The following is a 15,657-nucleotide window of genomic DNA, read 5'->3' as shown; positions in this document are numbered from 1 at the left end:
CGGTAACCGCACTCCCGCGACCTTCGGCGAACTACATTGCAACTGGTTTTACTGGATTCAGCCCAGAGCAAGCGCTGTCCGAGGTTCCGCATCATCGCATCGCGCTATTCATCCGGGAGCCGTGTTGAACCGATTTCTGCTTTCCTTCGCGCTATTGGTGCTTGCCCCGGCCTGTGTCCCGGCCCAAGCACAGCGTGCGGTATATAACTTCAACCCTGGCTGGAAGCTGACCGTGGGCGATCCCGAGAGCGCATCCGCTCCCGGCTTCGACGACGCGTCCTGGAAGGCCGTTACCCTTCCGCGCGCCTGGAACGAGGATGACGCATTCTCCCGTGACATCGTCGACCATGCGACCGGGATCGCGTGGTATCGCAAGCGTTTCACGCTGCCGGGATCGCCTGTCGGTCGGAAGGTATTCATCGAATTCGAAGGAGCACGCCAGGCAGCGGAGGTGTATGTCAACGGCACGGCGGTCGGCCTGCACGAGAACGGCGTCACCGCATTCGGCTTCGATCTCACGCCGCATCTTCATCGCGGAGAGAACGTGATAGCGGTTCGCACCGATAACCGCTGGGACTACAAGGAAAAATCCACCGGCAGCCGTTATCAGTGGGCCGACAAGAACTTCAATGCGAACTACGGCGGCCTGCCGAAGAATGTACGCCTGCATGTCACGGACAAGCTGTACCAGACCCTCCCCCTGTACAGCAACCTTGCCACCACGGGCGTCTATGTGTATGCGCGCGAGTTCGATCTGGCTGGCCGCCGCGCGACGGTGCACGCCGAATCCGAAGTGCGCAATGAGTACCTCGAGCCACGCACATTCAGCTATGAAGTCACCGTCAAGGACAAGGATGGGCGTCGGGTGGCGAGTTTCGGCACGCCCGGTCAGACCATTGGACCAGGCGAGACCCGCGTGGTCAGGGCCAGCGCCCGCATCTCCAGGCTCAACTTCTGGAGCTGGGGCTATGGTTACCTGTACGACGTCGTCACCACACTGAAGATCGATGGCAAGCCTGTCGACAGCGTCGTCACGCGTACCGGATTCAGGCAGACCGCGTTTGTGGGCGGCGAGATACGCTTGAACGGCCGTGCGCTGCAACTGAAAGGGTACGCCCAACGGACGTCGAACGAGTGGCCGGCCATCGGCATCAGCGTGCCGCCCTGGCTGTCCGACTACAGCAACGGCCAGATGCTGGCCTCGAACGCGAACGTGGTGCGCTGGATGCATGTCGCACCCTGGAAGCAGGATGTCGAATCCTTCGATCGCATCGGCCTGATCCAGGCGATGCCCGCCGGCGACGCCGAAAAAGACGCAGTCGGTCGATGGTGGGGCCAGCGTGTCGAGGCGATGCGCGATGCCATCATCTATAACCGCAATAGCCCTAGCATCCTGTTTTACGAGGCTGGCAACGCCGGGATCAGCGACATCCACATGCGCGAGATGAAAGCGCTGCGCGACAAATACGATCCTCACGGAGGACGAGCGGCCGGCAGCCGCGAGATGCTCTCGAGCCGCCTGAAGGAAATATCCGAATATGGCGGCGAGATGCTCTATATAAATAAGAGCGCCGACATGCCTGTCTGGGCCATGGAGTACGCCCGTGACGAAGGCGCGCGCAAGTTCTGGGACGAGTATTCGCCACCGTTCCATCGGGACGGGGACGGCCCCCTGCACCGAGGCCAGAGCGCCGCGGCGTACAACCGCAACATGGATTCTCACGCCATCGAGAACGTCAAACGTTGGTTCGACTACTACCGTGAACGGCCAGGCACAGGAACCCGGGTATCATCCGGTGGCGTCAACATCATCTTTTCGGATAGCAACACACATCACCGCGGCGCCGAAAATTTCCGCCGCAGCGGCGAAGTGGATGCCATGCGGATTCCCAAGGATGGCTTCTTCGCGCACCAGGTGATCTGGGACGGTTGGGTGGACATCGAACGTCCCCGCGCACACATTATCGGTCATTGGAACCATGCGCCGAACACAGTCAAACCCGTCGTCGTCGTGTCGAGCGCCGATATGGTCGAATTGTTCCTTAATGGAAAATCCTTGGGGTACGGGCTCAAGAGCGATGGCTTCATCTTCACCTTCGACCAGGTCGCATTCCGGCCTGGTACGCTCAAAGCGATTGGCTATGACCGCACCGGGAAGCGCATTTGCGAAGCAAGCCTGGTCACTGCGGGAGAGCCGGCGGCGCTGAAGCTAACGCCGATCATTTCTCCCAATGGTCTGCAGGCCGATGGACACGACCTGGCCCTGGTCCAGGTGGAAGTCGTGGACAAGCAGGGCCGCCGCAATCCTGTCGCACTGAACACCGTACGCTTCGAGCTGGCGGGCCCTGCCGAGTGGCGCGGCGGTATTGCCCAGGGACCGAACAACCATATCCTGAACAAGGAATTGCCGGTCGAAGGTGGCATCAACCGCGTCCTTATCAGGAGTTCGACGCAGGCCGGCAGGATTGTTCTCAAGGCCAGCGCGGACGGACTTGCTGGTACGACGCGTACGCTGCGGTCGGAAGCATATGAGGTCATCGGTGGACTGGGAAAGGTGCTCCCTGGCGCCGGTCTGGGCTCCTACCTGGGCCGCGGCCCGACCCCGGCCGGGTCATCCTACACGCGTACCCGTATCGCAGTACCGGTGGCCAGTGTCGAGGCTGGGAGCAACGCGCTCGCTGCCGGAGCGTCGACCGACGACGACGAGACCACTTCCTGGACGAGCGAGTCCGGCGCGGGACGGGCTGCGATCACTTATCGGCTTGCACGCGCGGCCACTCTCAGTGAGATCACGCTCCGGCTGACCGGCTGGCGCGAACGCAGCTACCCTTTGCGCATTCTGGTCGACGGCGAAGCTGTGTATGAGGGCAAGACACCCAAGAGCCTGGGGTACGTCACGCTCCCACTTCAGGCGCGTCACGGGAGCCTGGTCCGCATCGAACTGGCTGGAAGTGCCGACGAAGCGAATATGAATGTCCTTACTGAAGTCGCCAACCAGAAGAACGTGGACACAGGCATCGGACGCGCTGGCAAGGATGTTCTGTCGATCGTGGAAGCCGAGTTCTATGAGGCGCTCACGCCGTCGACTGATCGGTGACTGACTTCGCGATTGTGGCGGGCAGGCGGCGCATCGCGTGCGTATAAACGACACACGAATTCCAGTTTTACTCAATCTCTCGCGCGTTTCATGCTCCAGTGACACGTACTGGTCGGCCAGAACTACTATCCGAACACTACTACTCTAAAGTTTTAGTGATTGTGAGTACGACATTGGACGCATAACTGGAAAATACCGGAGACCTTATGCAAGACATAAACTACACCCGCCATGTACGGACACGCCTGCAACAGCTCGGCATACTCCTTCCTGTTGCAGCGCTGCTGAGCGCTTGCGGCGCAGGTACCGTGCCAGAGACCGGCACAATGACACAAAGCAGCGCGCACGCTGCGCGACAACTGTCGACGGTCGTTTCATCCGCTGCTGTGGATGCCCGGTTGATGGAAAACCTCGGGCGTGGCGTCGTCGCCGTGCGCACCAGCGCAAACGCCGTGTTTGTCAGCTGGCGCCTGCTGGGGCTGGATCCTGAAGGTGTTGCGTTCAACGTCTACCGTTCCACCAACGGCGGCCCTGCCATCAAGCTCAATGCCACCCCGCTGACGCAGGGCACCAACTACGTTGATGGTGCCGCTGCAACTGCTTCCTCCTACAGTTATTCAGTTCGACCGGTAATTGCGGGTGTGGAACAACCCGCTAGTGCTGCCTTCGCGCTGAAAGCAAACGGCCCGGTTGAACCGATCGTACGCATCCCCCTCGCGAACGGACCTGAGGCCGGCTACGCGAGCAAGTTCGTCTGGGTCGGCGACCTGGACGGAGACGGCGAATATGACTACGTGCTGGACCGTTTGGCGCCCTACGTGGAAGGTAGTAACGAAGACTTGGGTGTCGGCCAGCAGTTCCTGGAGGCATTCAAGCGTGATGGTACCCGCTTGTGGCGCATCGGCATGGGTCCCGGCAGTCTCAATACCTATAACGTCAAGCCTGGTCCGGCGACACTCAGTGTCGGGATGTACGATGGCGTCACCGTCTATGACCTGAACGGCGATGGCAAGGCCGAAGTGATCCTCAAGATTGCCAATGGCGTGACGTTCGGCAACGGCACCACCTTCACCAACGCCGACCCGAACAAGCAGTTCGTCGCCGTCATTGACGGCCAGACTGGCGTACCCTTGGCGACCCATCCGTTCCCGAGCGACTTCTACACCCAGGCAGGGCCATTCGGAACCCAGTTGGGCATCGGCTACGCGGATGGCGTCAATCCATCGATTTATTACTGGGGCCGCAATCGCAACACCGACAAGGGCGGCACCTTCAATAATGTGTTCGCTTCCTGGACCTGGAACGGAGGCTCGACGATCACCCAGAACTGGGTATTCCCGTTCACCGAAGTTGGCAATCCGCACCGGCCATCGCACCAGATGCGGATTATCGACATCGATGGCGATGGCAAGGACGAAGTTGCCACAGGTAATTTCATGATCAACAGCAATGGAAGCCAACGCTACGTGCTGGACGGCGTGTCCCACGGCGATCGCTTCCACATTACCCGTTTCGGCCCCACCCAGACCGCTCTGAAGGGCTATGGCGTGCAGCAACACAACCCGAGCGGATTGCTGGAGTACTTCTACGATGCCAGTACGGGTGTCGTCGAATGGGGACATAGCACCGCCGGCGAACTGGTCGACGTCGGACGAGGCCAGGTGGGCGACATCGATCCACGGGTCAGTGGTCTCGAAGTCTGGTCCTTCTATGGGGTATTCAACGGCCTGACCAATACCCTTACCGAACCCAATACCAACCTGCGCCCATGGCCGTCGCATACGATCTGGTGGGACGGCGATCTGCTGGCCGAAAGCCTGAACGACCACAAGCTGGAAAAATGGAATCATTTGGCGCCGACCGTCTCGACGGGCCTGAAGCGCTTGGTTTCGGTGAACAGCAGCGCTTACGGCACCCCGAAACTGGCCAACAAGAATCCCTACTTCTTCGGCGACATCATGGGGGATTGGCGCTCTGAAATCGTCCTGATGAACCAGGCAGAGAACGAGTTGGTCATCTTCACGACCAACGTGCCGACCTCGACCAGGTTGTACACGATGGCGCACAACCCAGCCTACCGTAACGGCATGACCATCAAGGGCTACATGCAGGCTCACCTGCCGGACTACTACATTGGAGCCGACATGGAAGCACCGCCGCAACCGAATATCCGCTACGTCGGCACCGGCACCTTCCAGGCAGAGTCGGCGCGACTGGCCGGCGGAACCACGGTGAATACGGATCGCAGCGGATATCGCGGCACCGGCTTCCTGAGTTTTCCGGCAACCGGCGGCAGTGCGGAGCTGAGCAACATCCACGGCGGCGCCGGCGAAAGCAAGCTGCTGACCGTTCGCTATGCCAATGGCAACCCGACTCCTCGTACGGGCATCCTGAGGATCAACGGTGTAGCCCGGTCGATCATCTTCAAGCCTACCGGCAGTTTCAGCGCATGGGCCACGATCCAGGTTCCGGCCGTGCTGCAGCCCGGCTTTGCAAACGTCGTGCGCTTCGAGTCTACCGGTCAAAGCCTGGGCATTATCGATGAAATCACCGTCCAGTAATCATTGTTGATTTTCCTGCCGGCGTACCGGCTGCTCCGCGCAGCGGCCGGTACGCAAGGTTCAAGATCGATACATGCCATTCGACAACATTCTTTCGCTACAATGCTGGCGCCGCTTTACCTGCATATGCCTGCTTTGGCTGGCGGTACTGATGCCGGCGCATGCCCACGATCCGTTCGAAGGCAACGTCGAGCTGCTGGTATTCGACCACAAACTCGAGATCAAGATGACCTTGGGATTCGACGCGGCGCGCGCCAGTCTGGTCCGTGCAGGCATGACGCCGGGAGCAGTTTCTACCCTGAAGAGCGAAGCGGCGCGATCGGAGACGGGAAGCGCACGCTTGCCGCTGACCGCTGCTGCGGCGATCCTCGACGTGTCCGCCGCGGGCGGAGTGGCAATGACGCCGAGCGCTGCGCACGTCGCGTTCGGCGATATGGAAACGACTTATCTCCTGATCTATCCACGTCCATCCACCGATTCAGTACACGTAACTGCCGCGACATTCGGCTACATCGAGGCCATGCGCCCGATGACGATCGTGAGCGCGGGCGCCAATGGAAGAGTACTGTCGCGCGCGGTCCTCTCCGTTCACGCCCCGATGGCCAAGTTGAATCTGGCTGCCGACAGCTCAAGCACGCCGGCAAGCGGCGGGGCCGACATGTTCAGGCTGGGCGTCCAGCACATCCTCGAAGGCTTCGACCATCTGTTATTCCTGGGTGCCCTGCTGCTCGGACTGCGACGCCTGCGTCCGATCCTGTATGTATTGACGTCCTTTACGCTGGCACATTCACTGACCCTGGCACTGGCCGCGCTCGGCGTGGTCAGGCCGGCAAGCGCCATCATCGAACCGTTGATCGCTGTGTCAATCGTCCTTGCATGCATACAGAACCTGCGCGATGACGACGGCGCCGCATCGCGGTATTGGATGGCCGCCGGATTTGGCCTCATCCATGGCTTTGGTTTTGCGGGGGCCTTGCAAGATGAACTTGGGAACGGAGACAGGACATTCTTCGTTCCCCTGGTGATGTTCAACATGGGAGTTGAAGCGGGTCAGTTGCTTGTTGCGTTACCAGTTATCGCTGTACTGCAACTGGCGCGGCGTCATACAGGCTTTTTACGCTATGGCCAGCCAGCCCTATCGCTGATGGTGGCGACTATCGGGGTATTTTGGCTTGGGCAGCGGATAACGTAGCGACAGTACGGCGATTTGATCGAATAATAATAATCCTATCGGAGATCCATATTGCCTTGAATGGATTTACTGCCCTCTGCGATAAGGTAAATATCGTGATTGACATCTCTGCAATTGGTGGAGATTCATATTCTGCAATCCGAAGAGAGGAAACCGGAGCGGCTGCCGGATTCCCCGTGCACGCCCACTTTCTTTAATCCGAAAAGCGCAGTGATTGCTGGCGTCAAATCGCGTTGAATTGCTCGGCAAAATTACACAGAATCTCGGGTTTAATCAATAAACTGAGCAGTTTTCGAGACGGGCGGAGTTTGCCTTGTCTTACTTGAATAACGCGGCAATACTGATATCGAGTAACTGCGCCGGATAATATTCACCAAGTAGTGAATTACCCGGAATTTGCAATATCCCGTTAAATAGAGGGCCGGTCCGAATGTGCCCCTTTGGAGACTTAGTTATGAATCAAAGCAATTCGCGTTATTACACTCTTCGACGCACGCGCTGCGCTGCGGCTGTCGCTGCCGTTGTATCGGCCCTGAGTACGCCAGGCGCATGGGCCCAGCAGGCGCCAGCGCCGGAACCTGCAGCGCAGCCAGAAAATGTCGTGGTGATCAGCGGCACTCGTCAGTCCGTGATCTCGGCGATCGAGAACAAGAAGAACGCCTCCACCATCGTCGACTCCATCGTGGCGGAAGATATCGGCCAGTTCCCCGACAAGAACGTCGGCGAGGCGCTGTCGCGTATCACCGGCGTGCAGATCCAGAGCGACTTCGGAGAGGGCAACCAGGTGTCGATCCGCGGCGTCGCGCCAGAACTGAACCGGATCGAGATCAACGGCATGTCGGTGTTGTCGACCAGCGAGTCGCCGAACGGTGACCGCGCACCCGAACTTCGCGAACTTCCATCCGAACTGATCAAATCGATCGACGTGTATAAGGGCGTGACCGCCGACCTGACCGAAGGCGGTCTCGGTGGCACGGTGAGCGTCAAGACCAACAAGCCGCTCGATTTCAAGAAATTCACGTTCGCCTCTACCGTCTCTGCCGAACGAAACAGCCTGCGCGGCGGTACCCAGCCGCGCGCCAGCCTGTTGATCGCGGACCGGATGTTGGACGGCAAACTGGGCCTGATGGCCAACATCGTGTATGACAAGGTGTTGACCAGGGCCGACCGCGTGCGTAACTCCGGTTGGAGCCTCCTGCGAGATTGGGATTTCTCCCCTGAAAAAACAGTGACCTCGCTCAATCCGGCCGCTGCCGCGATCGGCGCCAAAACCGGCTGCACGGCCTTGACCGGCGCCGAGCGGACCGATTGCGACCGCCAGTGGTTCGACTACAGCCCGACCAATCCGCGCCACAGCCTCCTGACCCGCGACCACAAACGCAAGAGCGCGGAACTCACTGCGCAATACCAGTTCACCAAGGAACTGAGCGCATACGCCTCCTTGACCGATTCCGGGCAGGACTCGCGCCTCGTTGATCGGACCGTGATCCAGAGCTTCAACGTTAATGTACTGGCATCCCCGAATCGACTGCCAACCTACAATGCGGCAGGCGTACCCAGCGGCGGCAGCTGTACCGCAGCGCCGACCACCTCCCAGCCGGCCAGCGTCGTGGTGACGGACCATCGCGTATCCGAGTACGTCGTTGGCAACTGCCTGGCAGTATCGGGCAGGGGCGGCGCGAATGCCCTCCGCTCGGAACTGCGCGACTTCGGGCAGGAATCCAAACAGCAATACCGTACCGCCGGCTTCAATTACCGCAAGGGCCGGCTCGACGTGGAAGGCCAGGTGGTCCGTTCCAAAGCCAAGTACGAGAACGACACCAATTTCATCGGCATGACGATAAATGCCCCCGGGCTGAAGGTCTCGCTCGACGAAAACGGCCTGCCGCGCTTCATCGACCCGTCGACGGCAGTCAGCCTCTCCAACCCGACCGCCTTCACCAGCGCGTCGTACAACTACACCCCTGTGGAACAAGAGAGTTTCGAGGACCAGCTCAAGCTCGACCTGCGTTACCGCACTGGCCTGCCGTTCATTCACAAGGTTTCGGTTGGCTTCCAGGGACGCAAGAACGGCTCGCTGCGGTTTACCGAAGGCGGCGGCGTGGTCGATCCCGGCAGCGACCTGAGCAGCACAGATGACGACGTGACCCTCCTCACCTCGCAGGTGCGGCAGAGCTTTACCTACGACCCCTTGAATACCAGCCGGCCCATCCGTGGCCCGCAAGAGCAACCCTATACCGAGTCGACCTATCGCGAAAGCTATGTGTCTGCTGAACAGATGCGTCAGATGGCCGAAGCGATTCTTCGCGCGGGACCAAACTTCAAACCCGGTGACCTGAGCGGTTTCCCTGCCAACTGGCCTACGCCGGACCTTGCCGCGGCAGCGCCGTTCTTCGACAGCACTTACCTGAACCGCGATCGGGTGCGCCAGGCGCTGGGCAGCGACGGCAAGCTGTATGCGCAGGCGCCGAGCTATAACGTCCGCGAACGTATCCGCTCCGGCTACCTGCGCCTGGACTTCGACCAGGAGGTGCTCGGCTACACGGTAGAGGGCAATTTTGGCATGCGCTATTCGGGTACCAAGACCACTGCTGCAGGCCGCCAGCGCCTGCAGCAGCGCTTCGAGAATTCGCCGGGCAGTTCTTCCGGGACTAACGTGACCATCAGCGATACCGTCGTTGAACGCGAGACCAAGTACGACGACTGGCTGCCGAGTTTCAACGCTGCCACCTGGGTGATGCCGGATGCGATGGTGGTGCGCGTGGGGCTGGCAAAGGTCATGGCGCGACCGAATCTTGAACACCTTAACCCCAAGTTCAATTGCGTGATCAATGGCGGTGCCGTCCAGTTCGGTGGCGACGGCTTTGACAACTGCTCCGCTGGCAACCCTAACCTGAAACCCTACCGCGCCACCAACAAGGACCTGTCGCTCGAATGGTATCCGAACCGCGGCAGTCAGATGAGCCTTGCTTACTTCCGCAAGGACATCAATACCGGGATCATTAACGGAGTCGTCGAGCGCCGCGATCTGTTCGGCGATGGACGTCTCTTCGACGTGACCGCGCCCGTCAATTATGAAGGCGCGACGACAGAAGGGTTTGAAATCGCGGGCCGCACGGCGCTGACCTTCCTGCCGGGCTTCCTGTCCGGGTTCGGTGTCGACGTCAACTACACGCGCATGCGCTATGACTATGCCCCCGGCGACGAGCTCGTCAACCCGCTGGACGGCACGGAACTGCCCTTCCCTGGCATGTCGAAGAATTCGTACAATCTGGGTCTGTGGTACGACCAGGGTCCGATCAATGCCCGCGTGGCGTACAACGCCCGGGATGGCTACTACTCGGGATCGATTTCGGGCAATACGCCGGTGTTCTTCGAAAAGACCGGTTTCCTCGACGCCAAGATTCAGTACCGCCTCAGCAAGCAGCTCACCTTCTCCGTGGAAGCGAAGAACCTGACTGACGAACGCACGCTGAGCACGGCTGGTAATGCGTCCTTGCCGATCGACTATAGCTGGTCCGGTCGTCGCTATTACGTGAGCCTCCGCTACAAATACTGACCTTTTCGATCTGGGATATCGCCTCCGCTTGTTCTCGATTTAGGGAAACGCAGAGACGATACGGATCTGCAGCATTTGATGTGCGGATCCGATTTATGGCCACGGCCGCGCTGCGGCGCGGCCACGGCACGCCCCGTTTCTGTCGACCATGGTGTTGTCTCCTCCATGGATCTTTGCCGAGGGTACAAGGGGTACCCTCGGCTTTTTTTGCACGTTATGACACCGCTCAATCTTCCCCAGCAGCGTTCCTGATGAGCATGCAATCTCGAAAGCGAGCACGGCAATCTGTCGACTCGGACCCCATCGCCTACTTGTGCCGCCCAGCTCCGTCCCGGTTGCTCGTCAAGGTGATCGACATCAGCAATGCCGGTCTTTCCTTCAGCCATGCCCACCCGACTTGGCTTAACCGGTGCTTTATTCCCCCAGTTACATAGCAGGCACATGGTTAAAGCTAGAAAAAGGAGAACCTTCCTATGAACATCACTGCGCTCGCATTTCGAGCGAATTTCATCATGGCTGCCACCTTACTCAGTATTGTTGCAGGTGAGGCGCAAGACGCCAATGCCGCGCCAACACCGGCCGCCAGTACAGTGCACATTCCCTACGCGCCGGCCGAGGCGCTCAGACTCGCGGAACGGGTCGCGGACCATCAATTGCAGCGATACGCCGATGGCCGTGCAAAAGCTGGCTTGCCTATGGAATCGTTCAAGGAGACCGGTTGGGTCCAGGGCGCATTCTTCGTGGGCTTGCGCGAGCTCGCCGATCGTTCGAATAACCCGAAATACAAGGCAGCGATTCTGGCGCGGGGCCAGTTCAATCAGTGGAAACTGGCATCCCGCCCATATCATGCGGACGATCACGTCATCGGCCAAGCCTATCTTTGGGCGGCAAGCAATGGTGCAGGAATGGAGGCCATCGCACCACTGCGGGCGCGTTTTGACCAGATCCTTGCGGCCCCGCCGGTAGGCGTCGGACTTCAGCACGGTGAGCGTGGCGACCCGACGATCGCCGATTGCAGGAAACGGTGGTGCTGGTCCGACGCCCTGTTCATGGCGCCACCGGCCTGGGTCGAGCTTTCCAGGCTGACTGGTGATCAGCGCTACGCGGAGTACGCCAAGCGTGAGTTCCTCGCTGTTACGGCCTATCTGTACGATCAAAACGAACAGCTGTTCTACCGCGACTCGCGCTTTTTCGATCGGCGTGGACCGAATGGCGAAAAAGTATTTTGGAGCCGTGGCAACGGGTGGGTTCTGGCGGGCCTTGCGCGCCTCATACCCATGCTTCCAGCCAACGATCCGGCCCGCCAGCGGATGGAGACCATCTTCAGACAGATGTCGGCCAGGCTCGTCACGCTGCAGAAAGCGGACGGATACTGGTCCCCGTCATTGCTGGCCGATCCCGCAAGCACGCGTCCGGAGACCAGCGGCACCGGGTTTTTCACCTACGCACTTGCCTGGGGCATCAAGGCCCGCCTGCTCGATCGAGCGACGTTTGAGCCTTCGGTACGCAAAGGGTGGGCTGCCCTTGTCCGTGCGGTCCATCCGAACGGTCTTCTTGGCTATGTCCAGCCGGTGGGGGACCGGCCGGACAACGTCAGCTATGGTGAAACGCAGTTTTATGGTGGAGGCGCCTTCCTGCTGGCGGCATCGGCAGTCGCCGATCTGAAGCTCTCACCCGGCAAAGACCCGACCGTTCACGCCCCGCCGTACCCGCAAATGGTGTTGAACGTCCGCACGGAAGGGAAAAATTATGCGCTCAAAAGCCGTTACACGCTTCCACCGGATCACACCATCGGTGACGACCTGATCGCGTTTGAAGGACTGGGATGGGAGTCTGACCTTGCCGCCTACAGGCTATATCTCGATGAGCGCATGGCGGTCGACATTTTTGGGAAGAAGACGCCTGACAACATGTTGCACACCGTAGGCGTAGGCGGCGACAGCTACCACGCGATGGCGCCTTGGGGTATGGACATCTTCAAGGTAGGCACAAGCGTAGGGATTGGCGGAATAGGCCGCCTGCGCGACGGCAAGGTCGTCTCGCTCGGCAAGTCCACCATCAGTGTCTTGCTGGATAACACCGATGCCCGGTCGGCGTCGGCCGAGGTGCATAACGCCGGCCTCGACGAAGGCAAGACTGATCTGTCGACACGCTTGTCGATCCGCTCGGGTTCGGCGTTGACGCGAGTCTCGGCGCGGGCGGGCGCGCCAGGCGGCGACCCATTTGTCACCGGAATGGTCGTCCACCCTGGCACCACAGTCGTCGCCGACGGTGCCGATCAGAGCGGTTGGGCTTATTTCGCTACCTGGGGACGGCAAAGCCTGGCAAAGGATGAGCTCGGCATCGCCGTTTTCTACCGCCCGGACAGCGTGACGAGCGCGCCGGCAAACGACGGTAACACCCTGTTTGTCGCGTTCAAGGATGCGGCCGCGATTGACTACGCATTCGGTATCGCCTGGACCCAGGACCTTCAAGGCTTCAGGTCGCTTCCCGAGTTCCGCACCTGGCTTGACAAACGGCGTGCTGAACTCACGCGCAAACAAGGAAATCAATGAATACTTCACGACGCAGTTTCTTGCACGTCTCGGCAGCGACAGGCCTTGCATTCGCCATGCCGACGGCCGGCGCGGCAGGACCAGGCCGCGCACTTACCGGAACACGCGATTACTGGCTGAAGATCGCCGACAAATTGGGCCGTCCGGTGCTCGAGAACCTGTCAAGGGGAACGCTTAAGGCCAGCATGCCGGTCGAACAGCAAGCCGGCAAGGGCCGTGAGAATTTCTCTCACCTGGAAGCGTTCGGCCGGCTGTTGAGCGGCATCGCTCCCTGGCTGGAGCTGACCGGGGCAAGTGGCAACGAGAAGACGTTGCAGGCCCTCTATATTGGATGGGCCCGGGCATCACTCGAGCGCGCCACCAATCCTGCTTCGCCTGACTTCATGAACTTCAACCGCCAGCGCCAGCCCTTGGTGGATGCCTCGTATGTGGCACTTGCGATGTTGCGCGCGCCGCGGGCATTGTGGGAGCCCCTGTCCAGCGAGGAGAAAGGCCACGTGATCGCGGCGCTTGAATCCACGCGCAAACTCGCCAATCCGATCCGGAATAACTGGGTCATGTTTGCCGCGACGATCGAATGCTTCCTGATGATGGCCGGACGTTCCACGGAGTTCAAACGCTTCGAAAACAATATTCAGGTCATGCTCAATTGGTACGTTGGAGACGGCACGTATGGCGACGGGAAGAGCTATCACGCGGACTACTACAACGGCTACGTCATTCAGCCGATGCTGGTCGATTGCCTCGAATATCTGCAACAACGCGACCGCCGCTTCGTACCCGCATATGAAAAGGTACTGGCCCGCTCGATCCGCCACGCGGCCATCCAAGAACGCATGATAGCGCCTGACGGCAGCTTTCCTCCCCTGGGGCGTTCCCTTCCCTATCGTTGCGGTGCGTTTCAGACGCTGGCGCAAATGGCGCTCATGGACAGGCTGCCCAAGCCGCTGCAAGCTGCTCAAGTCCGCGAAGCCCTGGGCGCCGTCATTGGCCGCACGATGGAGCCGGCGGGCACCTTCGATTCCAATGGCTGGCTGCGCATCGGCCTGGCGGGCCACCAGCCCAGGCTCGGCGAAGAATACGTGTCCACCGGGAGCCTTTACATCGCTGCGAACGCACTACTACCGCTCGGACTTCCGCCGGCACATGGGTTCTGGAGCGCTTCTCCCGTCCCCTGGACGGCGCAGCAAGTATGGGCAGGTGCCGATGTGGCGAAGGACGCAGCATTGCGCGACGAGCACGAGATCACACTGCCAGTTTTGCAGCGCTAGCTGTACAGGATTTGCCTTCATGCTGCTCGACACGCTTCGAATTCGCCCTCAGGACACCACCGCTGTTACTACATACGTGCTTGCGCCATGCCGATCACTTTAAACCGACGCACTTTCATCCTGTCCATCATACCTACCTGTACCGCTTGCGGCCTTATCCCTCGAACGCGCGAGCAGCAGCCTGCGGTGCTGGGTGTAATCGAGTACGGACAGTCCAATTCGGAAGGTCAGGCCGTAGATCGCGCTGCGCTACTGCGGACGGATTATCCGCGGCAGTTGCGCATGCCTCGCACTGCGGCTAACAACATCTGGCTGGGCATGGCCACCACCGGCGGACGATCGCTCGAGCTTGCACCAGATGCGATCACAGGCCTGGCACCCCTGCACGGCGCCATGGGAAGCAGCTCGCATGGTACGACTGCTGGCGAAAGCATGGTGTTACGACTGGTCGACGATGGGGGGCGAGCGGCGGACCTGCCTTTTTCGGAGGTCGTGCTGTTCAACGTCGCTGAAGGAGGACAGAAAATCCGGAACCTTGGACTGAACGCGGCGCCGAAGTATCATGGCTTTCGCAACCTGCAACGGGCCACTACAGCTGTGCATGCGGCGCTCAAGCGTGAGGGCAAGGGCTACGTTGTCAAGGTGATCCTGACCGCACAAGGCGAGAGTGATGCCGGAGAGGAACGCCTTGGGGTCTTGCAAGAACAGGTGCGTGCCGAGATCGAGTCATCCGTGCAAACGATAACCGGGCAGCGCGATCCTGTGTGGATGTTGTCGGTACAGCCGTCGAGCTTCCAGGAGAGTTCGGAAGGCGTGCGTTCCATCCTCGACGAGCATGTACGTACCATTGAACATGGGGGCGCGTTCTTCTGCCTTGGACCCAGCTACAACTTTCCTTTTGCGCGCGACTATCTGCACCATTCAAGCCAAGGCCATGACATGCGCGGCGAGTTGTACGCAGTAGCCTTTCAGGCCTTGCTGCGCCAGGGGCGCTGGGACGTACTGCGTGCGACAGCGGCCCGACGGATGCATTCGAACCGGATCGCAATCACATTGAGCGAAGCGGCGCAGGTGGAACATCTGACGGACCTTACCGCGCCGGACAATCTCGGCATCGCGCTGAGCGGTGGCGAAATCGACACCGTCGATCTCGCTGGCGACCAGCTGCTCATCACGACAAGGGGCGCGGCCTCTGCGGTGACAGCGGTGCACATCGGACTCTCCGGACATCGTGACCGACGCGGGGCAGCAAGCGTCCCACGTACGAGTATTCGCTCCGTGGCATCCTATGGAAAGTATCGGAACGGCACCGCCATTCGCAAATGGCTGTGCCATCAGTCGCTCCCGATGGAGGGTCATGCCGGTTAGCGCCCCTCGCCAATGCCAAGTTTCCATGGTGAGGGTGGATGGCAAGTCGGCACT

General features: G+C 60.1%; 7 protein-coding genes. All 7 read left to right on the top strand.

Features of this window, described 5'->3' with window-relative positions:
- Window positions 1-124 precede the first annotated feature (124 nt).
- Window positions 125-3,097: a DUF4982 domain-containing protein gene (locus FG94_RS02110; RefSeq protein WP_051996036.1), complete on the top strand. Its 2,973-nt coding sequence runs from the start codon at window positions 125-127 to the stop codon at window positions 3,095-3,097.
- Between the two features lie 206 nt (window positions 3,098-3,303).
- Window positions 3,304-5,658, top strand: a complete 2,355-nt coding sequence (locus tag FG94_RS02105) for a hypothetical protein (protein ID WP_200879927.1) — start codon at window positions 3,304-3,306, stop codon at window positions 5,656-5,658.
- Window positions 5,659-5,731: 73 nt separating this feature from the next.
- Window positions 5,732-6,850, top strand: coding sequence for a HupE/UreJ family protein (locus FG94_RS25755; protein ID WP_081925723.1), 1,119 nt, complete (start codon window positions 5,732-5,734; stop codon window positions 6,848-6,850).
- A gap of 454 nt (window positions 6,851-7,304) precedes the next feature.
- Complete coding sequence (locus FG94_RS02095; RefSeq protein ID WP_036206314.1) at window positions 7,305-10,409, top strand: TonB-dependent receptor; 3,105 nt, start codon at window positions 7,305-7,307, stop codon at window positions 10,407-10,409.
- Window positions 10,410-10,882: 473 nt separating this feature from the next.
- Window positions 10,883-12,964 (top strand): glycoside hydrolase family 88 protein, encoded by a 2,082-nt coding sequence (locus FG94_RS02090; RefSeq protein ID WP_051996009.1) that lies wholly within the window; start codon window positions 10,883-10,885, stop codon window positions 12,962-12,964.
- Complete coding sequence (locus FG94_RS02085) at window positions 12,961-14,235, top strand: DUF2264 domain-containing protein (RefSeq protein ID WP_051996004.1); 1,275 nt, start codon at window positions 12,961-12,963, stop codon at window positions 14,233-14,235. The genes FG94_RS02090 and FG94_RS02085 overlap by 4 nt, the downstream gene beginning before the upstream one ends.
- A gap of 87 nt (window positions 14,236-14,322) precedes the next feature.
- Window positions 14,323-15,603 carry a hypothetical protein gene (locus FG94_RS02080; protein WP_036206311.1) on the top strand — a complete coding sequence of 427 codons (1,281 nt, stop codon included), beginning with the start codon at window positions 14,323-14,325 and terminating at the stop codon, window positions 15,601-15,603.
- The last annotated feature ends 54 nt before the right edge of the window (window positions 15,604-15,657 follow it).

This window comes from Massilia sp. LC238 (genome assembly GCF_000735635.1).
Classification (GTDB): Bacteria; Pseudomonadota; Gammaproteobacteria; order Burkholderiales; family Burkholderiaceae_D; genus Telluria; species Telluria varians.
The sequence above is the reverse complement of the archived record's forward strand: the minus strand, read 5'-3'. Positions and strand labels throughout refer to the sequence as shown.

Bases quoted from the DNA above. Each gene is read 5' to 3' on its own strand.
- FG94_RS02095 (WP_036206314.1), top strand. From the start codon at position 7,305: ATGAATCAAAGCAATTCGCGTTATTACACTCTTCGACGCACGCGCTGC.
- FG94_RS02090 (WP_051996009.1), top strand. From the start codon at position 10,883: ATGAACATCACTGCGCTCGCATTTCGAGCGAATTTCATCATGGCTGCC.
- FG94_RS25755 (WP_081925723.1), top strand. From the start codon at position 5,732: ATGCCATTCGACAACATTCTTTCGCTACAATGCTGGCGCCGCTTTACC.
- FG94_RS02080 (WP_036206311.1), top strand. From the start codon at position 14,323: ATGCCGATCACTTTAAACCGACGCACTTTCATCCTGTCCATCATACCT.
- FG94_RS02085 (WP_051996004.1), top strand. From the start codon at position 12,961: ATGAATACTTCACGACGCAGTTTCTTGCACGTCTCGGCAGCGACAGGC.
- FG94_RS02105 (WP_200879927.1), top strand. From the start codon at position 3,304: ATGCAAGACATAAACTACACCCGCCATGTACGGACACGCCTGCAACAG.